A 20,210-nucleotide genomic window follows, 5' to 3' on the forward strand; every position below is an offset into this window, starting at 1 on the left:
TCTGGACAGTGGTCATGCTCCATGTACGCGGCCGACCGCGTCCGGGTGGCGGTTGAGATCCTGGAGGAGCTGTATGACCGGGGCGTCGCCGGTGCGGGCCTGGATGCCGACGACGCTGGCGGGAAGCTCTGGCCACGATATGCCCTCCCACAGCAGGTACGCGCCGAACACGGTCCCTTCCGAGAGCGGTACGCCATCAGGCACGGCCATCAGTCCGTGGATGCCCATGTCGATCTCCTTGGCCATGAGAGCCCGATCGACGGTACTGGAGAAGGCGTTTTCGTCGTCGAGACCGCCCGGGGCATCGTCGTCCTGTGGATCGCCGCTGAGGGGAAGGAGGACAACCTCGATGGCCACTTCCTTCGGCAGGAGAGTGGTGAGGCAACGGACGACGTGGCCGGCCTGGAACTCCGCTGTCGTGGAGTCGCCAGCGCCGATTCGCAGGGGCGAGGCGGCAAAGCGTGCGCGCAGAGCATCGGAGAGTCCGCAGGGGTCGGAGGTCACGTGGTCTCCCGGTGGTCGGCCATGTCGGCAGCGAAGGTCAGACGTCGCCTCTACAGTATCGCCACATGTTCTATCCACTTCATGGCTTGTCCTATTGGGATCAAGTGGAAGGTCTACAGCTGTACCTGCTCGTCCACGAACCTGACTCGGGCCGGGTTGGCGACGAATCTCAGCAGCTCGACCAGACGTCCGCGCTGGTCGGCGATCACCTGGTCGTAGGTGAGGACGTACGCGCGGGGTGCCAGCTTCATCGCCTTCGCCTCGTCGTCGGTGGCGGGTCGTGTGCTGATGACGCGCCGCGTGATTGTGGCGGGTTCCATGCTTGCGCCGGCGAGCGTGTTGTAGACGCCGCCCTTGACCTGGCCCGGCTCGGTGATCGGCGTGCCGCGGACGAGGGAGAGCGGATAGATGGCCTCGTCGAGGCGGACGGCGGTGTCGCCTATGGTCGCGTGCCGGGCGCGGATCATGACCTTGTCGCCATCGGAAAGGTCCAGGAGTTCGGCTGCCTCGGCGCTGACTTCGGTGACGGGCTCCTGTCGCACCCTGTCCGTGATCATGTGCCCTTCGACGCCTGCGCGTTCGCAGCACTGGGCCCAGGGGAGGGGGCCGTGGCCGTGCTGACCGTGCAGGATGAGGTCCACCACGATCGGGCGGGGGTTTTGGACGATCATGCCTACGGCGGCGTTGCGGCGGATGAGTTGCTCATCCTTGAGGATCTTGTATACGCGGTTGACGACGCTCTGGGATCCGAGACCGTACTTCATCATCAGTTCTCGGACGTTGGGGAGGGGTTCGCCTACTCTGTAGGTTCCGTCAAGGATCTTGGTTCGCAGGTCGTCGGCGACTTCTTGATAGCGGGGAGCGGGCATAGGGTCATGTTATACGCATAACGTGCGCTCCGTGTGGGTTGCTCTACCGGTGCACGAAGTCGGGCTCCGGCATGGTGCGTGACATCGTCCAGATCTCCACGGGCTTCTTTCTCGGCCACGCACCGGCCGGAGGATGAAAGTACACCGTGACGCCGGGCTGCTGCTCCACGGAATCCAGCTTGCCCACCAGCTCCTGTCGCGCACTGAGCGCATCGCGGCCGGGGCACGTCAGCGCGCACATCACCTCGCCGGCGCGCGTACCGACCATGACCCGTACACGCTCGGCCCGAGCAAGGCGCTTCGTCGGGTGCACTCCATCATCGCCACCGCGCTCATCCGTGATTTCCAGGCGGACGGACCCGACGTCGTCCATGCGGAACATCTGTAGAGCATCCTCTGACACCAGCCACGCCGTCATGGTCACAGGGTGATGGACGATCGCGGCGTAGGGCAACCCTCTCTTGCGTCCGCTTTCGCGGTTGCGGCTTGCGGCATTGGTGTCCAGCCCTAACGAGAGCGGCGGTCACGCGCGGGTTGGCGCGCGAGTCTTCCCTGAATCCGACGTCATGAGCCAGGATCGTGGGCATGCGATTGCTGATCCTCGGCGGCACATGGTTCCTCGGCAGAACATTGGCCGAACAAGCCCTCGAACGCGACCACAACGTGGTGACCTTCACGCGGGGCAAGTCCGGCAGCGACGTCCCAGGAGCCGCACCGCACCGTGGCGACCGCGCCAGCGACCGCGACATGGCCGAGCTCGCAGCCGCCGGCCCATGGGACGTGGTGATTGACACCAGCGGCATGACCCCGGACCTGGTCCAGCGGTCCACGCAAGCCCTGGCCGACGCCACAGGCCGTTATGTGTACGTCAGCACCGTGAACGTCTACACCGGGTGGCCCACCGACCCGCTCGACGACGACTCGCCTGTCCGCCCGTACACGCCGTACGGGCCGCCTGGCGAGTCCGGCGCCGACCAGTACGGCCGCGAGAAGTCCGGATGCGAGCAGGCCGTCACCACCGTGTTCGGCGACCGCGCCACCATCCTCCGGCCCAGCGTCATCTTCGGCCCGTACGAGTACGTGGGCCGCATCCCGTGGTGGCTGCGCCGCATCGCCAAGGGCGGCCTGGTGCTCGCGCCCGGCACTTCGGACCGGCCGATCCAGCCGATCGACGTCCGCGACGTCGCCGCGTTCGCCCTGCACGCGGCTGAGCAGCAGCTTGGCGGCTCGTTCAATCTGTCCGCGCCCATCGGCTCGGCGACGTTCGGCGAGTTACTCGAAGCGTGCCGGCAGGTCACCGGCATCCCGGCGGTCCTGGAGTGGGTGCCGCACGATTTCCTGATCGCTCAGGGCGTGCGCGAGTGGACGGAGCTGCCGTTGTGGCGGCCGTACCCGGGCACATGGCGCGTCAACGCGGCTCGTGCCCGCGCCGCCGGACTGACCTGCCGCCCGCTCGCCGACACCGTGGCCGACACATGGCGGTGGCTCAACGAGGCAGGCCCGCGCCTCGACCATGAGCGCGCCTCGGAGCTGGGCATCACACCGGAGCGAGAGGCGGCCATCCTGGCAGCCTGGGCCGCCCACCGCGTCGGCTAACTCCCTGGGGGGAGGGCGCGCACGGTGGACGCCTGCATGAACGTCGTCACATCAGAGTTCAGTGACTCGGCCTGCTGTGTCTGCTGCGTCAGGACCAACTGCTGATGCAGCCCCTTGAGCCGGTGCACGACGGGGAAGGTCCGCTTGTTCGCGGGCAACTCCAGCACATCGTTCATGGTCTGGCGGGCGTTGAGCAGATCCCCCAGGATGACGAATGCCGTGGTCATCTCGATTCCGATAGTGGCCTCCACCATCAGTGAACGCTGATCCGCTGGGAGTGCCCGAGCGTCGGCGAGCGCCGTCCGCGTGTGCTCCAAGATCCGACTGGTGAACTGCCGCACCGCGGCCGGCTCGAATTCCTGCCCGCGCACCTGGAGCAGCTGCAGCAGCGCCGAGGAGAAGCACCGCTGTTCCCGGACCGGGTCCCAGTCGAACACGCCTCCGATCGCCTGCAGGTCGTCGCCTCCTCGATCGGCGGCGCGGGCCTCCATCGCCGCGCGGATCGCCGCCACGGTCTTGTCCTTGTCGCCCAGGTGGGACCACGCTCGGGCCGCGATGGAGTGGACGCGCGCGGCCGCGATCCCCACTGGGTGATGCTGTTCGGCTCGGGTGATGGCGGTGACGGCGTCGCGGGGCTGGCCGGACCAGTAGGCACTGGTGGCCATCATGCCGCGCGCCCACACGGCCAGCGGTACGTGGCCGATGTTCTTGGCGGCCGACCAGGCGGCGCGGGCGTGGTCGGTGGCGTGGCGGGTCTGGCCGAGGTCGATGCACGCCTCGGCCATCAGGATGCTCGCCACGCTCTCCAGACGGTACAGGTCGCTGAGCTGGTCGGGCCTGCGGGTCTCCTCCCGCATGGCGCGCACCTGGTCCCGCCTGGCGACCAGGTCCGGGAAGGCTTCCATGGGCGGCCGCAGCAGGTAGGTGCGAGCCAGGAGGACGACGTCATCTTCTAGCTGTTCCATCGCCGCCTGGCCGAGTTCGAGTTCCGCCTCGGCGGCGGCCTCCCTCGACTGGTCGGCGGCGTCCATCATCATTTCGTACATCCCCTTGGGTTGATCAACGGTCGCGCCGAGCAGCCGGACGGGCAGTCGCGGCGCCCTGCCTAGCTCGGGTGGACCGTCACTGGTGCTTGAGGGCCGCCGCGCAAGCAATTCCGCGATCGGCCTCTTGAACATGTGCTCAAGAACATCGCATGCCTGCGGGTAAGGCGCAGTTTGCACCTCGCCGCGCAGCCACCGCTTCCACTGCCTTGAACTGATCGACAGCCCGGGGTAGCCGCGATTCTTGCCCGTCTCATGGAAGGCGCGGGAGAACGAACGGTAGGGCAGCAACCCTTGGTCTCTAGCGAGTTGCCACAGCACAGTTTCATCCATGCTGGCCTTCCTGTCGGACGCGACAGCTCTTGCCCTCACGGTAGGGCCGACCCGACCCAGTGAGAAGAAGCCGCGCCATCGACGATCGGCTAGAAGTCGGGACAAGTCCGGCAGATGTCCAGGTGCTGTCCAAGATGGCCCCTCGCGCCACGTGGCGATGTCCATTACGGGAGGCCACGATGCGAAGGCCAACCCCATTCACCCCGTGGACTAGGAAGACGACCGAACGACATGGACAGCCAGACTGACGACCTCTTGGCGATCGCACCGCCATACGACGCCAGGTTGGGCGGCAAGGATCGCGCCAACGAGGTGCTGAGCGACGAGAATGCCCAGTTCCTGGCCGCACAGTTGCAGGAGTCGTGGGGCGGCCGCTGGCAGGTGATGTGGGAGCCGTGGGGCCGCAAGTTCCGGGCGTTCCCGGCGTACGACATGGACGTCAACACTCCAGTCGATGGCAGAAGCCTCCGCGAGCTGTGGCGCAACGTCCTCAACGTCGATCAGGAACTGCTGCTGGCCGTGGCCGAGGCCATCCCGGCGCACCCTCCCACGGTCGTCCACTTTTCCCCCGGCTTCTTTCAGGAGATGGTCGGGTGACCAAGCGAGACGTGGCCCAGCACGCTGCCCACCGCAAGGTCCGGCAGCAACTCCCCACGTCCCGGCGCGACTGGCCGGAGGGGCGAACTCCTCCACGGTCGTGCACTCCGGCGCGGGCCAACCGTCCGAACTCTCCATTCACTCGGACCCGCGCCGATTCGTCTCGCGGCCCACGTACGGGGCCACGCCCGGCCGTGGGCCGCGAGATCCACCTCTCGGTCGTCCTCTTCCCCACTGCGCGAGCCTGGCCGGTTCGCCGTGGTTGGGCGACCTGGCCGGGGAAGGCGGACACCTGGATGTGCGCTCGTCCGCCTTCCTCGGATCACCCGGGGGCGTACGACGCCCCGACCCCGCCAGCAAAGGCTGTGTCATGGATGCCGTCATCATGGCCGCGCTCCGCCGCGGCTACCTGTTTGCCTACCGCAGTCCGATGCCCGCAGAGGGAGCCCGTTCTCGGGTTACCGCTCGATCGCCCGCACCACCATGCGCCGAATCGAGCACGGAGACAGCAGATGACACAGCCTGCTCGCCACGAGCGGCGAGCTGACGCCCCAACGGCCGACACGTTCGAGTGGACGCCGTACGTCTCGCGCGGCGGCATCCTCCGAGTCGCCCACACCTCATGCTGCGGCCGGTACGAGCTGGCATCCGAGGGCGGCCAATTCTTCGTGCTTCGCCAGGCCGAGGAGGCTGGCTACGAGGAGACCGGACGCGGCCGCTACCGCCAGGTCCTCGACGTCTACATCGCCCTCGCCGAGCAGCACCACGCCGAGCATGCGCGCAGCGGGGAAAGGCCGGAGCCCGACGACTTCCCTGCGGCGAGGATGCCATGACGAGCCCGCCAGTCCCGGCGTGTCCAGTGGACAGGGGTGACCGGCCCCGCCACGGTGAACCCGCGCCGTACCAAGCCCCTCGCAAAGCCGCTGACCAGAAGACACATCACAGGGGAGACCATTCAGTGAATGACGAGACCATCGACCAGGCGCAGGCCGCCGAGCTGAGGGACAAGCTCGCCAACGAGCTCACCACGGCGGGGTACATCAAGTCGGCTCAGGTCGACCGGGCGTTCCGCACGGTGCCCCGGCACGCGTTCGTGCCGGCCGACACCCCGCTGGAGGTCACCTACCAGGCCGACAGCGCGGTCGTGACCAAGAGGGATGAGCACGGCACGGCCATCTCCTCCGTCAGCGCGGCGTACATCCAGGTCGCGATGATCGAGCAAGCCGATCTGGCGCCGGGCATGAGCGTGCTGGAAATCGGCTCGGGCGGTGTGAACGCGGCGATGCTGGCCGAAATCGTCGGACCGGACGGCCAGGTGGTCAGCGTCGACATCGACCCGGAGGTGACCGCCCGCGCCACCGAGCTGCTGGACGCCGTCGGCTACGGCGACCGGGTCAAGGTGATCACGGCCGATGCCGAGCACGAGATTCCCGGGGTCGGGCCATTCAACGCGATCATCGTGACGGTCGGCGCGTGGGATTTGGCCCCGGCGTGGCGGCGCCAGTTGGCCCCTGACGGCACGCTCGTGGTGCCGTTGCGGATGAACGGCGTCAGCCGCTCGATCGCGTTCCGCCGCACGAACGACCACCTGACCAGTACATCCGCAGTGGTGGCTGGGTTCGTCCCCATGCAGGGAGCCGGCCAGCACGTCGACAGGGAGTTCCGGCTGCCCGACCCCCACGGGCACGCCATCACCCTACGGTTCGACGGCGGGGCGCCCGATAATCCCGCACTGCTGGACGGCGTTCTGGCAAGCGAACGCAGCGAAGTGTGGTCCGACGTCACAATCAAGCACGGCGTGTCGTTCGCCGACCTACACCTGTGGTTCGCGAGCTTCCTGCCCGGCTTCTGCAGACTGGCCGCCGAGGAGGGAACCGACCTCGCCCAGGAGCGCAAGACGTGGTTCCCGTTCGCCAGCGTGCGCGACGACTCCTTTGCCTACCTGTCGGTGCGGCCCGCGATGGAAGGCGCGGGCTCGGAGTTCGGGGCCCGCGCCTACGGGCCGCACGGCCAGGAGGCGGCAACCGTGATGGTCGAGCAGATCCGGGCGTGGGACGAGCAGGCCCGGAACCGGCCGGAGCCCACGTTCGCCTACTGGCCGACCGGCCACATCCCCGCCGACCTGCCCGAGGGTACGGCGGCCCTCAACAAGACCCACGGTCTTGTCACGATCTCCTGGCCCACCGGCTGATCGGCCGTTCAGACGGGCCAGGATGCTGAGACTTTTCGTGGTACTCGGCACCTTTTCGCGCAAGACGGCACCTGATCTTGGTCGCGGGGCAGTTGTCCTCGTCAGCCGATGCGGAGTCGCTGTACGGCCGAAGCTCGGGGGCCAACCTGGGTGAAAGATCAGTGCCAAGTTGCCTGAAAAGCGGGCCGGCTTGTCCCAGGCCAGCCGTCTCGTCGGTGCCATCTACCGAGAAAAGTCTCAGATGCCCCACACCCAACCCGATGTGAGGAGTGTGATCCGATGGCTCCAACGCTGACCCTCGACGCCACCGACGTCCTGAACCCCGCGGACGTCGCGGCCGACGAGGAGTTCGAGCTGGACATGCGCGTCGTGGAGGCCAGCACGCCGCTGGTGATCATGATGTGCGACACCAGCGACGGGTGCGGCACCTCGTGCAGCACCAGCGCGTGCACCACCAGCTCCAACGACCCTTCCTGAACCACTCTTTGCCGCCGGCGCCCACGATCCCGTGTGGGCGCCGGCGGCGCGGCTCACTACCGACCCAGCAGAGGGATCACGATGAGCGTTCCCCCGCGCTACCGGCACACCGGCCTGGTGATGGTGCGAGCGAGCACCGACCCGGGCGACCTCGAATTACCCACCCGCCTCAACCTGCGTGACCCCGCCGCCATCCAGCAGGAAGGCCGGACATGGCTGGCGAAGGTGTGGACCCGCGGCGAAGTGCGCGAGGCCCTGCAGATGGCCAGTCCCGATCTTGGTACCCGCGTCGACGACCTGCTCGGCTCTACCACGGCGCCCGGCAGCGACGTGCGCCGCGCCGTCATGGCCACCGCCTCCTACCTGCTGCGCTGGCAGCGCCGCCCGACCCCGTTCGGGCTGTTCGCCGGAGTCGCCACAGCCGCTATTGGGCCCGCGAGAGCCGACATCGGCACCCAGCACCGCGCGTACGCGCGGGTGAACGCTGATTGGGTCACCCACCTGACCGATCAGATCGAGCGGCATCAGGGCCTGCGGCCACGCCTGACGGTGATCGCCGACAGCTTTGGGATCGCCCGCGACGGCCGCTTCATCGTCGCCACTCGGGCACAGGGCGGCGCCCGGCTCCCCGGCCCCATGCGCGAGGTATCCGTGCGTCTGACCCGGCCCGTGCAAATCGCTCTGGCTGCGGCCGCGACACCGGTCAAGTTCGACGAGCTCGCCGCCGAGCTGACCGCGCGCTTCCCCGATACCGCGCCGGGGAAGATCCTCGCTCTGCTGCACACGCTGGTGGACCAGCGCATTCTGATCACCAACCTGCGTCCGCCGATGACGGTCGCCGACCCGCTGCAACACCTGATCGACGTCCTGCATGACGCGGGCGGCGGTGACCTGGCCGACGTCAAAGGGCTGCTGCGTCACCTCGAACGCATCCGCGACCTGCTGACGCGCCACAACACCACCGCCCCCGAGCGGGCCGCCGCGCTCCGCACCGCGACGCGCGTGGAGCTGGCCGCGCTCGCCCCGGGCGCCGGGCTGGTCACCGACGTGACCCTCGACGCCCGAATCGCCGTCCCCGAGGTCGTGCTGAAGGAGGCCGCCCGAGCCGCCACCGTCCTGCTGCGCCTCTCCACGGAGCCCTTCGGCCGCACGGCATGGATGGACTACCACGCCCGGTTCCTCGCCCGCTACGGCCCCGGTGCTCTGGTCCCGGTGAAGGAGCTGGTGGCCGACTCTGGGCTCGGCTTCCCCGGCGGCTATCTCGGAGCCCTCCGCGCCCGGCCCACCTGGCGCACGCTCACCGAGCGAGACGCCGCGCTCCTGGCCCTCCTCCAGAAAGCCGCCCTGACCGGAGCCGACGAGGTCACGCTCACGGAGGCGGACGTCACCGCGCTGACCGTGGGCGACCACGACACCGTGGTGCTGCCCCACCGCATTGAGCTCGGCGTCGCCCTGACCGCCCCCTCCACCGAAGCGATTGATCGCGGAGAGTTCGACCTGCACATCACCGCCAACCCGCGCGCCCACACCAGCATGACCGGGCGGTTCACCTACCTGCTGGACAAGGACGACCGCGCCCGGCTGGCCGCCTCCTACGGCACCGGCCGCGAGCACACCGGCGACGACGCCGTGGTAGTGCAGCTCTCCTTCCCGCCCCGCCGCCCCCGCAACGAGAACCTCACGCGGGTCCCGCCACTCGTCCCCGACGTCGTGCACCTGGGCGAGCACCCCGGCAGCGGCGCGATCGGCGTCGACGACCTGGCGGTCACCGCCGACTCCGCCCACATGTACCTGGTGCAGCGCTCCACCGGCCGGCGTGTCATAGCCCGCATCCCCCATGCGCTGGACACCACCGTGCAGACTCCGCCCCTGGCCCGGTTCCTCGCCGAAGTCGCCGACGCCCGCAGCGCCGTCTACAAGCCGTTCAACTACGGCGCCGCCCGCACCATGCCGTACCTTCCGCGCATCCGCTACCGGCGCACCATCCTGGCCGCCGCCCGCTGGCTCCTCACCACCACCGACGTACCCGGCACGGGGCAGGGCTGGGATGCGGCGCTGCAGGCGTGGCGACAGCGGTGGCGCACACCGGCGCGTGTCCTGCTCTGCCATGAGGACCTGCGTCTCCCGCTCGACCTCGATCAGCCGATGGACCGAGCGGTACTTCAGAGGCGGTTGGAGCAGGCCGGACGGATCGAGCTGCAAGAAGACGACCCACCGCACGGGCTGGACTGGATCGGCCGACCGGCCGAGCTGCTGATCCCGATGACCGTGGTCAACCCGTCGCAGCGCCGTCTCCCGGTGACTGCGGCCCCGGGCGCCGCCGCGCTGGTGTGTGCCCACCTGGTCGGCAACCCGGCGCGGTTCGACGACATCCTGGTCCGGCATCTGCCGCCCTTCGCCGACGAGCTTGCTGACCTGGTCACCTCCTGGTGGGTGCGCAGGCATCGCGACATGATCCGGCTGGAGGCCGACCAGCATCTCGCCGTGTTCCTGCGCCTGGCCGACCCCGGCCAGTACGGGCCGGTTGCGGCACGCCTGGCCGCGTTCGCTGCCCGGCTGGAGGCGCTCGGCATGCCCGCGCAGCTCACCGTCGCCACCCACTACGAGCAGCCCGGCCGGTATGGCGAAGCCGCGGCACTGGCGGCGGCCGAGCAGGCGTTCGCCGCCGACACCAAGGCCGCCATCGCGCAGATCAGCGTGGCCGACGCTGCCCGGCTGTCTGGCCAGGCGCTGGCCGCCGCGTCCATGGCGCACCTCGCCGCCACGTTCGCCCCCGACACCATCGCCGGCTACCGGGCGCTGCTCCGCTGCCTGGAGCAGCAGACCGGCCCGCTGGATCGCACGCTGCGCGACCATGCGCTCTGCTGGGGCGACCCCGCCAACGACTACCAGGCTGTGCGCGCCATCCCGGGCGGCGAAACCGTCGCCGCCGCCTGGCGGGCCCGGGATACGGCGCTGGCTGCCTACCACCGCGCGCTTGCCGAGCAGCGCGACCCGGCCACCGTGCTGCGAACCCTGCTGCATGACCACCACGTGCGGGCACTCGGCGTCGACCCGGAGTTTGAGAAGATCACGGGCCGCCTCGCCCGCGCGGCCGCCCTGCGCTGCCTCGCCCTGGCAGGTGCCCTGTGAACGGCCGCCCAGCCCCCGAACCGGTGGAGCTCAGCGAACACGAGATGGCGAGCCAATCCCTCACCAAGCCGACCGCCGCAGCCGCGCTCCTGCACATCGAGCGCGCCCTGTCCGGCACCGGAGACTGGCAGAGCGCCCACGCGCACATCCGGCAGGCCACGGCCGGACCCATCGACAGCGCACCACATACCGGGCTCTACTACGGGGCACCGGCCATCGCGTTCGTCCTGCACACCGCGAACACGGGCAAACCCCGCTACCAGGCGGCGGCCCGCACCCTGGACAAGCACGTCGCCCGGCTGGCCCAACGCCGCCTGGCCACCGCTGCGGAACGGATGAGGCGACGAGCCCCCGCCGCGTTCGCCGAGTACGACCTGTTCCGCGGCCTGACCGGGATCGGCGCTCTACTGCTCCTGCGGGCGCCCGGCAGCGACCTACTCGGCGCCGTCCTCAGCTACCTGACCGCGTTGACCAAACCGCGCCGCGTGGACGGCGTGGAACTGCCGGGCTGGTGGGTCGACCACGACCCCGATCCGCTCATGCCGACCCCCGGCGGGCACGTCAACCTCGGCCTCGCGCACGGCGCGGCCGGGCTGCTCGCCCTGCTCTCCCTCGCATCTCTGCGTGGCTGCACGGTGCCCGGCCAAACCGACGCGATCGACGCCTTGGGCGGATGGTTCGACCGGTGGCGGCAAGACTCGGCAGACGGAACCTGGTGGCCGCAGTGGCTCACCCGCGATGACCTCCGCACCGGCCACACCGCCCAGCCCGGCCCGGGTCGGCCGTCCTGGTGCTACGGCACGGCCGGGATCGCCCGCGCCCAGCAACTCGCCGCCCTCGCCACCAACGACCCGGTCCGGCGCGGCATTGCAGAGAAGGCCATGGTCGAATGCCTGACCGACCAGCACCTTCAGAACATCACCGACGCGGGGCTGTGCCATGGGATGGCCGGCGTGTATCAGACCGCCTACCGGGCCTCCCTCGACGCTGCCAGCCCGGCGATTGGGCACCGGCTCCCCGCTCTCGCAGCCGCGCTCACACAGCAGGCAGCGACCCGTCAAGACGACACCGAAGGGCTACTGACCGGAGCCGCCGGGGTGGGCCTGGCCCTGGAAACCGCACGGCACAACACACCCCCGCGCTCTGGATGGGACGCATGCCTCCTCATCACCTGACCACCGCCGCGCCGCATCAGCTCGCCGCCGGCGTCCTCGCCCTCCTCGCAGGGGCAGACCTGGACACCGCCGCCGCCGACATCGGCGTGGATCCCGTCGACCTCGACGAAGCCGCCATCGCGTACCAAGCCGCCGGGCTCGCGGCACTCGAACGACGCGCCGAGGCCGGCTGGTACCAGCTACGCGTTCAGTTCCCCGACTGGGACAACCCCGAGCAGATCGGGGCCGAGCTGCTCGGGCCGTGCCTGGAGCAACTCCAGGCGGGCGGCGCGATCTCCGGGTGGTGGTTCCTGCGCAAACCCCCGGGCTGGCGGCTGCGCTTGCGCGACGCGGACATCCCGGCCGTAGACCAGGTGCTCGATGAGCTGACCGCAGCCGGGGCGCTCACCCGCTGGTGGCCGACCGTGTACGAGCCTGAGACCGCCGCGTTCGGCGGTCCGGCCGGAGCGCAGGCCGCGCATGACCTGTTCTACGCCGACAGCCGCGGCGTCCTCGACTACGCTCGCCAGACCGCTCCCGATCTCGGCCGCCGTGAACTGTCCATCGTGCTCATCAACGCCCTGCTCCGGGCCGCGGGCCTGGACTGGTTCGAGCGCGGCGACGTCTTCGCCCGGGTGGCCCAGATGCGGCCCGCACCTTCCGACGCCGACGCCGCCCGCGTCGAAAAGCTCGCCGCCAACGTGCGAACGTTGCTGGCCATCCCCGCCCAGGCCGACAGCGAGCCGTTCGCCCCCGGCGGGCCCGCCGCGTTCGCCGCACCGTGGCTCATCGCGTGGCAGGCTGCTGGCCACGAGCTGGGCTGCGCGGCGGCCGAAGGTCGCCTTGACCGCGGGCTACGCGCCCTCCTCACCCACGTCGTGATCTTCCACTGGAACCGGCTCGGCCTGTCGGCCGCCACGCAAGGCATCCTCGCCCGCGCGACCACGGCCGCCTTCCTTCCCGGGAGTTGACCATGGACCTCACCACGCTGCACGCCGTCGCTCGCCGCTTCCCGCTCGTCGGCTGGGCCCGCCCCGCCTACCCCCCACTCAGTGACCGCGTCGCCGAGATCGCCAGCATCGCCGAGACCGCCAGGAGGCCAGGCGCCGATCGGCTGCACGAGGGGGCGCACGCGCTCAATAAGGCCGCGCTCCTGGCGAGCGACTGCGGCATGCCTGATCTGGCCCGTGACCTGTGCTGGCAGCACATCAACATCTACCGGCAGGCAAGCCATCCCCTCACCGCGCGCCAAGCGAGGTACATGCTCGAACCGGTTCACAACCTCGCCCGGCTGCAGATCCGCGCCGACGCCGGAGAGCCCGCGATGCGGCTGCTGGATGCGATGTATCAGGCGGTCAGGAACAGCACCGACCTGGTGATCGAGGGGCACACCCTGCCGCTGTCCGGCCTCACCGGCCCCCGAGACAAGCGTCACAAGCTACGCGAATGGGCGTGGCGGCAGTACATCGCGGACGGGATCCGCACGCTGGCGCTCGCCGGCCGCTGGGATGAAGCGGTCACCCACGCCCGAGCACACAAAGGGGTGGGCGACCACCTCATGGAGGGACGGCAAGTCGTGATCGTTGCCCACTGCCTGCGCGGTGCCACCCGGGCGGCGCACGACGTGCTGGGGGAGAGCGTTCTCACGGCGCCGTGGGAGCGGCAGGTCGCCGGATGCCTGCGCGTGATGTGTGCCGACCCCGACACGGCGGTGAGCCAGTACGTACGGTCGATGGTCGAACTGTTCCTCTCGGCGAAGCCCGCGCCCGACTTCATGGTGTTCCGGACCCGGCTCGGCCTGACCGTGGCCACCATCGCCAGCAGCAGCCACCCGCACACGGCCGAGGAGGTTCACGCCCAGGTGGCCGCCGAGGTGATCGAGAGCGGAAACGGGTACGCCGCCCGCGACGTCCTCACACACCCCGACCCGTTGGCGCGGGTGTCCGAGGCTCATCGCCAGGCCCTGAGCAGCATCGTGGCGGCTTCCGGCCTGAGGGCGGGGACAATACCGGCGCCGCTGCTCGACACGCTGACCACCTCCGTAAAAGCCGCAGGCGAGATGCTTGCCTCTGCGGTGCGAAGCGCCTGACCCGGCGGTCTACTGCTCGACGCGGCGGGGGAGGCACCGACAGCTCGCTGACCAGCTCGGCGTGTGAGCTGTGCTCGCCGGATGCGCCGTTATCGGCGTGACTGGCTTAGTCCTTCAGTTGAACCCGGTAGCGCAGCTTGGACAGATGCGTCGGGATGACGAACGTCGTTACTTTCACGGGCCGGCCGTCGCGGGTTTCACCGATGTGGAAGATGTCGAATACCCGCTGGTCCTCGTTCAGCCCAAGGAACTCCTCCTCTGGCTCAGGCGGCCGGACCTCGATGGTGTCGTCCAGTTCTGCCTGGGTCTGATCGAGGTCAGCGAGTCGGCTGCTGAGCCCGCCGATTCCGGTGTCCTCCTCCTCGATGGCCGTACCTTCCGCGATTTCCAGTGGAACGTAGGTGATGGCGATCTGGTAGGGCACGGTCCGACCTGCTGGAGCCTTGACCGACATGTAGCGGGCCCGCATCACGACGCTGATCTCCTCGGCGCTGACGCCGAGCACGTCGGCCACGTGCTGTGGAGGTCGGACGCGCTCAACTACGGTCCGCGTTTCGTAGCTGAGATCCTGCTCGGCCAGTTCGCTGGCGAAGGCGCCGCGCGCACCGCCCTGCTCGCGCCGGGCTCGGCTGAACCTGCGTGGGGTCTCGCGGGTGATCGGCATGAAGTCGCGGACGAAGGTTCCGACGCCGCGGTGAGTGCGCGTCCATCCTTCCGCGCGCAACGTGGCCAGAGCGCGGTTCACGGTGACGCGATTGACGCCCAACTCCTCGGCGAGCTCGACCTCTGTGGGGAGCTTGGAGCCGAGGGGGTAAACGCCGTCCTTGATCTTGTTGCGAAGTTTGCGCGCCACCTCGCGATACAGGCTCTCGTTGCTCGCGGAACTCATGGAGCCCACCTTAGTGGTACCTCTCACACACTACGTGCTACCTATGCGATAGCTGGATTGACGAACATCATTTGAAGGAGTAGGAAGTACATACATCGATGACATGGAGCCGACGGTGTAGCACCACCAGAAGCTCTTGATCAAACGGAAGCGGCCCCCGGTGTAGCACCACCGGAGGCCGCCGAATCAGGCAACCCACCCAATCGTCCTCGCGAAAAGATTCATGGAGGTCATCCCGATGTCCACCATCATGGCATCTCCGCCATCCAGTCGAAACGGCCGACTCGACGCACCCAGGCTTCACCTGCTGCGGAAGATTGCCCACGACCGCCGCGCCTTCGCCGACCAGGTCGCACGCGAGGGCAAGTGCAAGGGCCGGAACGACGCCCAGTGGTACGAATCCGGCCTCAACCCGAGGCAGGCCGGCGCCCTGTGTTCCGGATGCTGGGTCCGAGAAGCGTGCTTCCGCCTCGCCGTGCTCGACGACACCATGGATCTCTTCGCCAACGGCGGGTCCATTCGCAAGGTCGCTGGCGTGCGCGGCGGCTTCACCGCGAAAAGACGTGTCCCGCACGTCAAGGCCCTCCTCAAGAAGCTGTGCCCTCCCCAGAAGGCAAGGTCGGCGGCATGATGCAGCCTCACCGTGCGCCGGACGGCGGGCTCTGTTACTTCATCAAGGGCTCCAAGCACGGGGTGGTGCGCACTTTCGACACCGTGGCATGGGAGGCCACGGGCCCCACGTGTCCCACCCTCAACACGCCAGGCCACTACGCCTGCTTTGCCTGCCACCAGACTGACATCCCTGGCACCGCCTACGAAGCACATCGTCACGCCACCACGTGCAGGCCACCCGAATAGCGCTCGCAACCGTCACTTCAACCGAGCTACCCAGCCACAATTTCGTAAGCGGTATCGCTTACAAAGCTAGGAGATCAACTAATGAACACGGTCCTCGACAGGATCGCCTGGGCCGAAGCCCACCCCATCGCCACGGCGGTGATCGGAGCGCTCAGCCTGGTCGTCCTCGTCTTGGCCTACCGGGCCGGGCGGGTCATCAAGCGCCTGATCAGCAGCGCATGGCGTCGGTTCGTGGCGCCGCGTCCAGTCGAGGACGTGCTGACCGTCGTCGCCGCCTCCATCGCGACCGGCGTATCCGCACAAGGCATGTGGCGCTTCTCTGGCGACGTGCTTGGTCTCGACGGGCCGCTGCGCGTGCTGCTGTTCGCGTTCGTCGAAGTCGCGATCGTCACCTCAGCCGTCCGAGCCCGTCGCAACATGCGGGAGAACTTCGCCGCCGGCCTCGACGGCATCGCCGTGTGGGCGCTGACCTGTTTGACCGCCGTGCTGTCGAGCATGGACGCGCAAACCCTGCCCGAGGCGGTGTTCAGGCTGGCTGCGCCCCTGGTGGCCGCGTGGCTGTGGGAGCGCGGCATGGCCATCGAACGTCACCGCATCCGCGGCACCGGCCGGATCAACTGGCGGCTCACCCCGGAGCGGGTACTGGTCCGGATCGGTCTGGCCGAGACGAAGGACCGCACCGCGCAGGAGGTGGACGCTCACCGCCGCCTGACTCGCGTCGCGTTGGCAGCGAAGCGCGCCAAGACGCTGCGCGGGTCCGGCGCCTCCGAGCGGAAGCTTCGCGCCGCGCTGGCCAAGCTCGACAAGGCGATGGACGCAGCGGTTGAGCACACGGGCCTGGCCGTGGACCAGGAGCGGCAGGAGACCCTCCTCTCGCAGATCGCTGCCCTCTACAACACGGCCGCGCTGGTGGACGCCGAGCCCGCCTCGCCGTGGGCCAAGAAGGAGACGCCCGTCCCCCCGGAGGCGATCGAGGCGATGAAAGCGATCGCGCGGGCTCAGGGCCGCGCGGAGGCGAAGCACCTCATGCCGGTCGTCCCCCCGCTTGTCGTCCTCCCGCAGCAGAGGGCCGCAGACCTGTCGGCTGGCCCGTCTGCCCCCGTCCTTCCCTCGGGGACGGAACCTGTTTTGTCCTCTCCTCGCAGTGGGGACGGCGCGGGGACGAACGCCGCTTCGTCCCCGTCGAACTCGAGGGACGAGACCGGGGACCGTCCCCGGCCGCAGGAGAGGACGAGGCGGAGGACGAAGGAGGGGACCGTCCCTAGCGTCCGAAGGGGACGAGCCAGGGGACGAACGGGGGACCGTCCTCCCGAGTGGGACAGCGTTGACGAGCTGATGCCGCTCGGATGGCGCATCGTCGCTGACCTTCACAAGGCGGGGACGAACCTCACCCGCGACACCCTCCGAGACGCCATCCGCGCCGCGGGGACGAAGGTGTCCACCAAGCGCGCCACGGTCCTTCTCCAGAGGTTGCGGGCGGAAGCTCCGGCCGAGCCTCCGGTGAGGACGGAGGACGGGGACCGTCCCCAGGGGACGAATCGGGGACCGTCCCCCGTCCCCGGTGGGGACGAGGCGGGGACGAACGACCTCTCGTCCTCTCCGCCTCTCGGGGACGAGGTGGGGACGAGTGCCTGTCCCGTCCTCATCGACGACACCATCGACGACACCAACGGAGAACCCGCATGACCCCCAACAGCGAGCTCACCGTCGCCCGCTACATGCCGGTCCCCACCTGGGACCACCTCGCCGACATCGCGACCGTCGTCATGGTCGAGCTGGAGTTCCGCGCCGACAGCCCGTACCACGTCCGCCTCACCGTCGAGGGCCACGTCGGCGTGGATGTGCCGCTGGACGTGCTCACGGCGGGCCTGACCGGGCGGGCCGAGTGCGCGGCGCTGACCGCGTTCCCGCTGGATTGGGAGTTCGAGCGGTGGGACGTGCGGACGCCCGGGTGCGAGCCGGTCGCGCTGCGGGTGTCGCGGTCGCTGCTCATGTGGCACCTGGCGTCGCTGCCGGAGGTCGCTCGCGAGTCGGATTGGGACGCGTTCGCGCGGGCGTGCGCCGAGGGCTTGTCGTGACTGTTCGTGACCGCGTTCGGAGGAGCGGGATGCCGCAGGTCGGGCCGAGGCCCGCTGTGCGGGGGTTCCAACGCGTGGGCGCGTTGCGCGTTGCGCGTTGCGCGTTGCGCGCGCGAGGCCACCGTAACACGACTTACGCACAGTGACGGGGGACAGATGGTGTCGAACCGCGCCGCGAACCGGCGTGCCGAGCACGTCGCGCTCATCGAGGCCGCCGCCAAGGAGAAGTCCAAGCCGTGGCGGCTGTACTGGAGAACGGCCTGCTGGCTGATGTCGGAACTGTCCGAGCTGCACAAGCGTGACTCTCGCCGGGCGCAGCAGGCGTGCGTGGATCTGGCCAAGCAGACGCGCCAGTTCGCCGAGGTGCTCAACGACGAGGCGGGCGGTGGCCAGTGATGTTCCAGTACAGCCCGCCCACCGGTGTGCCCGCCGACCAGCCGGAGGAGACCGCCGAGCAGGCCGCCCCCGCCCCGGAGCCCTCGCCGGCGCGAGCCCCGCGGACCTCCTGGGTCGAGGTCCTGGAGGACCGGGCACGGATGCGCGGCCTGCGCACGGCGCGGCTCCCCTCGGTCGCCACGGTGCGCGACTACCACCGCGAGCGCGAGTACGTGCCGGGCGAGGCCGGACTGCTCGACGGGTTCGCGCGCGTGCACGGCGTGTTCGCCGTCTGCTGGTGCTTCGTCTGCACGTCCATGGCTTTCCTCGGCGCGGGCGACTACCGCCGCCGCTGGCGTCGCTTCCGGGAGGAAGGACTTCCCGGCCTGTGCCGCGCGCAGCTCCCGCCGCTCAAGACGTTGTCCGGATTCCCGCGCGTGTGGGTCGCCGCCTGGTCTGCCGTGTGCTGGCCGGGCCTGAAGTTCTGGGGCCCGATCACGACCGGGTTCTACCTGCTGATGATCTCTCTCCCGCTCCTGCTGGCACTGCTCTGAAAGGTCAACCCCTCATGATCGCTTTCGTTCTCGGCGGCGGCTTCTCCTTCGGCCTCGGCCTCATCTGTGCGGGCATCCGCAAGAAGGACAAGCTGCCCGGCAAGCCGCTGGGCGTGTTCGCCGTCGTGCTACTGCTGCTGTTCTCGGCCAGCATGTTCGTGCTGCCGACCGGCCTGATCTTCGTCAACTTCGGCGCGCTGCTGGTCGAGCTCGCCATGCGCGGCGCGCTGGCGACCCTGCTCGGGTCGCTGGCGCTGTTCCTGCTCGCCGCCGCGTTCACCTTCCTGGCAGGCGCCGTCGTCAAGGACATCGCCAAGGATGCCAAGCCCGACAAGCCCACGTTCATCGCCTGCTGCCTGCTGTGGATGTTCGGCGGGATCGCGTTCGGCGCTGTCTGGGGTCCGGTCGAGTACGACGCGTTCACCGCCGAGGTGATGCGGGCGACCGTGGAGAGCTGGTCGTGATCGACTCTCTCGCCGCGGTGTTCGCCGTGGTGGTGTCGTTCGCGCTGTTCGTCGTCGGCGGCTGGTTCTTCTTCCGCAAGCCAGACCCAGAGCAGCCAGCCGAGCCGGACACGTACACCGTGGAGCGGACATGGACCGCGAAGACCACGAACATCGCGATCGGCTTCTTCAAGCGGGCGCTCGGGCCGGCTAGGCCCGAGCGGCCCGCAGCCCCCGGCAGTGCCCCGGGCGCCCGCGACGACCAGGGCGACGACGCAGAGCTGCAGCCGGTCGAGCCCGTGCACGTCGAGCAGGTACGCCCGCAGGCCCCGCCGCCACAGGCGCAGCCTGCGGCGCCTGCTCGTCCAGCTCTCGCCCCGCCGCCCTCGACAAAGGTCGACGTCACCGTCGAGCGGACCAGCACGCCCCGGCCGCCCGAGGTCGAGGGCGGCGTCAAGGCCGCCGACGTCGTCGAGTGGCCACGCCCGGACGGCTGGCCCACACCACTCGTTGAGCTCGAAGGGATCGACATGTCGCAGGCCCCTCTCGTGCCTGCCGGTGATGGCACCCCGACCCACCTGCCCACCGTCCCCCAGCTCCAGGAAGCGCTGGCCACAGGCGGGTTCGAGCGGTTCATGACCTGGCTGCGCGCCTTCCTCAGGGCGTCGGGCGTGCTCGAGGCCGACGCGCGCAACGTGCACGAGGACGCCATGAACGTCGCCACGCGGGCCCGCAACAAGTACGTCCTCGCACTGCAGGCGTTCCAGGCCGTTCAGGCGGACGGCCTGGACCCCCGCACGATCACCCGCATGTGGGAGGCGCTGGCCCAAGCCGAGCAGGAGGCCACCGCGGCCGCGCTGGCCACCCACGCCACCGCCCAGACGGTGACCGCGTGCGGCGGTGGCCAGCCCACCGTGGCGGCCGTGATCAGCGCGCTCGACTACGGACACGGCGACATCGCCCGCGCGGTGCACTCCGCACCCGTCCGGGTCGTCCGCAAATTCAGCTGGTACCAGAACTAGGGAGCA

At 69.4% G+C, this 20,210-nt stretch carries 21 protein-coding genes and 1 pseudogene; 16 read left to right on the forward strand and 6 right to left on the reverse strand.

What is annotated here, in order from left to right; all coding sequences use genetic code 11:
* Positions 1-12 precede the first annotated feature (12 nt).
* The 4 genes and pseudogenes from ABN273_RS16215 to ABN273_RS16230 form a co-directional block, all read right to left on the reverse strand.
* The gene (locus ABN273_RS16215; RefSeq protein WP_349449655.1) at positions 13-504 is read right to left on the reverse strand and encodes a hypothetical protein; all 492 of its coding nucleotides are present in this window, start codon (positions 502-504) and stop codon (positions 13-15) included.
* 113 nt (positions 505-617) lie between these two features.
* A complete protein-coding gene (locus ABN273_RS16220; protein ID WP_349449656.1) occupies positions 618-1,061 on the reverse strand; it encodes a UTRA domain-containing protein in 444 nt (147 codons plus the stop codon).
* A 165-nt stretch (positions 1,062-1,226) separates the two neighbouring features.
* A pseudogene (locus ABN273_RS59470) lies at positions 1,227-1,373 on the reverse strand (GntR family transcriptional regulator); the annotation flags it as partial.
* Positions 1,374-1,416: 43 nt separating this feature from the next.
* The gene (locus ABN273_RS16230; RefSeq protein ID WP_349449658.1) at positions 1,417-1,791 is read right to left on the reverse strand and encodes a hypothetical protein; all 375 of its coding nucleotides are present in this window, start codon (positions 1,789-1,791) and stop codon (positions 1,417-1,419) included.
* A gap of 167 nt (positions 1,792-1,958) precedes the next feature.
* Here ABN273_RS16230 and ABN273_RS16235 point away from each other — a divergent pair, with 167 nt between their 5' ends.
* Positions 1,959-2,969 (forward strand): NAD-dependent epimerase/dehydratase family protein, encoded by a 1,011-nt coding sequence (locus tag ABN273_RS16235; protein ID WP_349449660.1) that lies wholly within the window; start codon positions 1,959-1,961, stop codon positions 2,967-2,969.
* Here the strand turns inward: ABN273_RS16235 and ABN273_RS16240 are convergent.
* Positions 2,966-4,510 carry an NsdA family TPR-like regulatory protein gene (locus ABN273_RS16240; RefSeq protein ID WP_349449661.1) on the reverse strand — a complete coding sequence of 515 codons (1,545 nt, stop codon included), beginning with the start codon at positions 4,508-4,510 and terminating at the stop codon, positions 2,966-2,968. The two genes, ABN273_RS16235 and ABN273_RS16240, sit on opposite strands and share 4 nt — an antisense overlap.
* Before the next feature lie 66 nt (positions 4,511-4,576).
* On the opposite strand from ABN273_RS16240, the gene ABN273_RS16245 reads away from it, so the two are divergent.
* The 8 genes from ABN273_RS16245 (at position 4,577) to ABN273_RS16280 (ending at position 13,985) form a co-directional block, all read left to right on the forward strand.
* Entirely contained in the window at positions 4,577-4,942 is a 366-nt protein-coding gene (locus ABN273_RS16245; protein ID WP_349449662.1) for a hypothetical protein, read from the forward strand.
* Between the two features lie 512 nt (positions 4,943-5,454).
* Positions 5,455-5,775 carry a hypothetical protein gene (locus ABN273_RS16250; RefSeq protein ID WP_349449663.1) on the forward strand — a complete coding sequence of 107 codons (321 nt, stop codon included), beginning with the start codon at positions 5,455-5,457 and terminating at the stop codon, positions 5,773-5,775.
* Positions 5,776-5,900: 125 nt separating this feature from the next.
* The gene (fxlM, locus tag ABN273_RS16255) at positions 5,901-7,133 is read left to right on the forward strand and encodes a methyltransferase, FxLD system (protein ID WP_349449664.1); all 1,233 of its coding nucleotides are present in this window, start codon (positions 5,901-5,903) and stop codon (positions 7,131-7,133) included.
* A gap of 279 nt (positions 7,134-7,412) precedes the next feature.
* Complete coding sequence (locus tag ABN273_RS16260; RefSeq protein WP_349449665.1) at positions 7,413-7,610, forward strand: FxLD family lanthipeptide; 198 nt, start codon at positions 7,413-7,415, stop codon at positions 7,608-7,610.
* A gap of 81 nt (positions 7,611-7,691) precedes the next feature.
* Positions 7,692-10,742 carry a lantibiotic dehydratase gene (locus ABN273_RS16265; protein ID WP_349449666.1) on the forward strand — a complete coding sequence of 1,017 codons (3,051 nt, stop codon included), beginning with the start codon at positions 7,692-7,694 and terminating at the stop codon, positions 10,740-10,742.
* Positions 10,739-11,917, forward strand: a complete 1,179-nt coding sequence (locus ABN273_RS16270) for a lanthionine synthetase C family protein (RefSeq protein WP_349449667.1) — start codon at positions 10,739-10,741, stop codon at positions 11,915-11,917. The genes ABN273_RS16265 and ABN273_RS16270 overlap by 4 nt, the downstream gene beginning before the upstream one ends.
* Entirely contained in the window at positions 11,899-12,867 is a 969-nt protein-coding gene (locus ABN273_RS16275; RefSeq protein WP_349449668.1) for a thiopeptide-type bacteriocin biosynthesis protein, read from the forward strand. Before ABN273_RS16270 ends, ABN273_RS16275 begins: the two co-directional genes overlap by 19 nt.
* A gap of 2 nt (positions 12,868-12,869) precedes the next feature.
* On the forward strand, positions 12,870-13,985 hold the full coding sequence (locus ABN273_RS16280) for a hypothetical protein (protein WP_349449670.1): 1,116 nt from the start codon (positions 12,870-12,872) through the stop codon (positions 13,983-13,985).
* 106 nt (positions 13,986-14,091) lie between these two features.
* Here ABN273_RS16280 and ABN273_RS16285 read toward each other — a convergent pair whose 3' ends face one another.
* On the reverse strand, positions 14,092-14,874 hold the full coding sequence (locus ABN273_RS16285; protein WP_349449671.1) for a GntR family transcriptional regulator: 783 nt from the start codon (positions 14,872-14,874) through the stop codon (positions 14,092-14,094).
* A gap of 238 nt (positions 14,875-15,112) precedes the next feature.
* Here ABN273_RS16285 and ABN273_RS16290 point away from each other — a divergent pair, with 238 nt between their 5' ends.
* From ABN273_RS16290 to ABN273_RS16320, 7 genes are all read left to right on the forward strand, one after another.
* A complete protein-coding gene (locus ABN273_RS16290; RefSeq protein ID WP_349449672.1) occupies positions 15,113-15,505 on the forward strand; it encodes a hypothetical protein in 393 nt (130 codons plus the stop codon).
* A 308-nt stretch (positions 15,506-15,813) separates the two neighbouring features.
* Complete coding sequence (locus ABN273_RS16295; RefSeq protein WP_349449673.1) at positions 15,814-17,418, forward strand: hypothetical protein; 1,605 nt, start codon at positions 15,814-15,816, stop codon at positions 17,416-17,418.
* Positions 17,415-17,810: a hypothetical protein gene (locus ABN273_RS16300; protein ID WP_349449674.1), complete on the forward strand. Its 396-nt coding sequence runs from the start codon at positions 17,415-17,417 to the stop codon at positions 17,808-17,810. The genes ABN273_RS16295 and ABN273_RS16300 overlap by 4 nt, the downstream gene beginning before the upstream one ends.
* Positions 17,811-17,966: 156 nt before the next feature.
* Positions 17,967-18,206, forward strand: a complete 240-nt coding sequence (locus ABN273_RS16305; protein WP_349449675.1) for a hypothetical protein — start codon at positions 17,967-17,969, stop codon at positions 18,204-18,206.
* The gene (locus ABN273_RS16310) at positions 18,206-18,739 is read left to right on the forward strand and encodes a hypothetical protein (protein WP_349449676.1); all 534 of its coding nucleotides are present in this window, start codon (positions 18,206-18,208) and stop codon (positions 18,737-18,739) included. The genes ABN273_RS16305 and ABN273_RS16310 overlap by 1 nt, the downstream gene beginning before the upstream one ends.
* Before the next feature lie 14 nt (positions 18,740-18,753).
* Positions 18,754-19,203 (forward strand): hypothetical protein, encoded by a 450-nt coding sequence (locus ABN273_RS16315; protein ID WP_349449677.1) that lies wholly within the window; start codon positions 18,754-18,756, stop codon positions 19,201-19,203.
* Entirely contained in the window at positions 19,200-20,204 is a 1,005-nt protein-coding gene (locus tag ABN273_RS16320; RefSeq protein ID WP_349449679.1) for a hypothetical protein, read from the forward strand. The genes ABN273_RS16315 and ABN273_RS16320 overlap by 4 nt, the downstream gene beginning before the upstream one ends.
* The last annotated feature ends 6 nt before the right edge of the window (positions 20,205-20,210 follow it).

Origin of the sequence: Nonomuraea sp. B19D2, from assembly GCF_040137845.1 — a bacterium.
Taxonomy (GTDB): domain Bacteria; phylum Actinomycetota; class Actinomycetes; order Streptosporangiales; family Streptosporangiaceae; genus Nonomuraea.

What these genes read in the sequence shown, in the direction of transcription:
- ABN273_RS16220 (WP_349449656.1), bottom strand. Translation starts at nt 1,061, where the DNA reads ATGATCACGGACAGGGTGCGACAGGAGCCCGTCACCGAAGTCAGCGCC.
- ABN273_RS16230 (WP_349449658.1), bottom strand. Translation starts at nt 1,791, where the DNA reads ATGACGGCGTGGCTGGTGTCAGAGGATGCTCTACAGATGTTCCGCATG.
- ABN273_RS16235 (WP_349449660.1), top strand. Translation starts at nt 1,959, where the DNA reads ATGCGATTGCTGATCCTCGGCGGCACATGGTTCCTCGGCAGAACATTG.
- ABN273_RS16240 (WP_349449661.1), bottom strand. Translation starts at nt 4,510, where the DNA reads ATGGACATCGCCACGTGGCGCGAGGGGCCATCTTGGACAGCACCTGGA.
- ABN273_RS16245 (WP_349449662.1), top strand. Translation starts at nt 4,577, where the DNA reads ATGGACAGCCAGACTGACGACCTCTTGGCGATCGCACCGCCATACGAC.
- ABN273_RS16250 (WP_349449663.1), top strand. Translation starts at nt 5,455, where the DNA reads ATGACACAGCCTGCTCGCCACGAGCGGCGAGCTGACGCCCCAACGGCC.
- ABN273_RS16260 (WP_349449665.1), top strand. Translation starts at nt 7,413, where the DNA reads ATGGCTCCAACGCTGACCCTCGACGCCACCGACGTCCTGAACCCCGCG.
- ABN273_RS16265 (WP_349449666.1), top strand. Translation starts at nt 7,692, where the DNA reads ATGAGCGTTCCCCCGCGCTACCGGCACACCGGCCTGGTGATGGTGCGA.
- ABN273_RS16275 (WP_349449668.1), top strand. Translation starts at nt 11,899, where the DNA reads ATGCCTCCTCATCACCTGACCACCGCCGCGCCGCATCAGCTCGCCGCC.
- ABN273_RS16280 (WP_349449670.1), top strand. Translation starts at nt 12,870, where the DNA reads ATGGACCTCACCACGCTGCACGCCGTCGCTCGCCGCTTCCCGCTCGTC.
- ABN273_RS16285 (WP_349449671.1), bottom strand. Translation starts at nt 14,874, where the DNA reads ATGAGTTCCGCGAGCAACGAGAGCCTGTATCGCGAGGTGGCGCGCAAA.
- ABN273_RS16290 (WP_349449672.1), top strand. Translation starts at nt 15,113, where the DNA reads ATGTCCACCATCATGGCATCTCCGCCATCCAGTCGAAACGGCCGACTC.
- ABN273_RS16295 (WP_349449673.1), top strand. Translation starts at nt 15,814, where the DNA reads ATGAACACGGTCCTCGACAGGATCGCCTGGGCCGAAGCCCACCCCATC.
- ABN273_RS16300 (WP_349449674.1), top strand. Translation starts at nt 17,415, where the DNA reads ATGACCCCCAACAGCGAGCTCACCGTCGCCCGCTACATGCCGGTCCCC.
- ABN273_RS16305 (WP_349449675.1), top strand. Translation starts at nt 17,967, where the DNA reads ATGGTGTCGAACCGCGCCGCGAACCGGCGTGCCGAGCACGTCGCGCTC.
- ABN273_RS16310 (WP_349449676.1), top strand. Translation starts at nt 18,206, where the DNA reads ATGTTCCAGTACAGCCCGCCCACCGGTGTGCCCGCCGACCAGCCGGAG.
- ABN273_RS16315 (WP_349449677.1), top strand. Translation starts at nt 18,754, where the DNA reads ATGATCGCTTTCGTTCTCGGCGGCGGCTTCTCCTTCGGCCTCGGCCTC.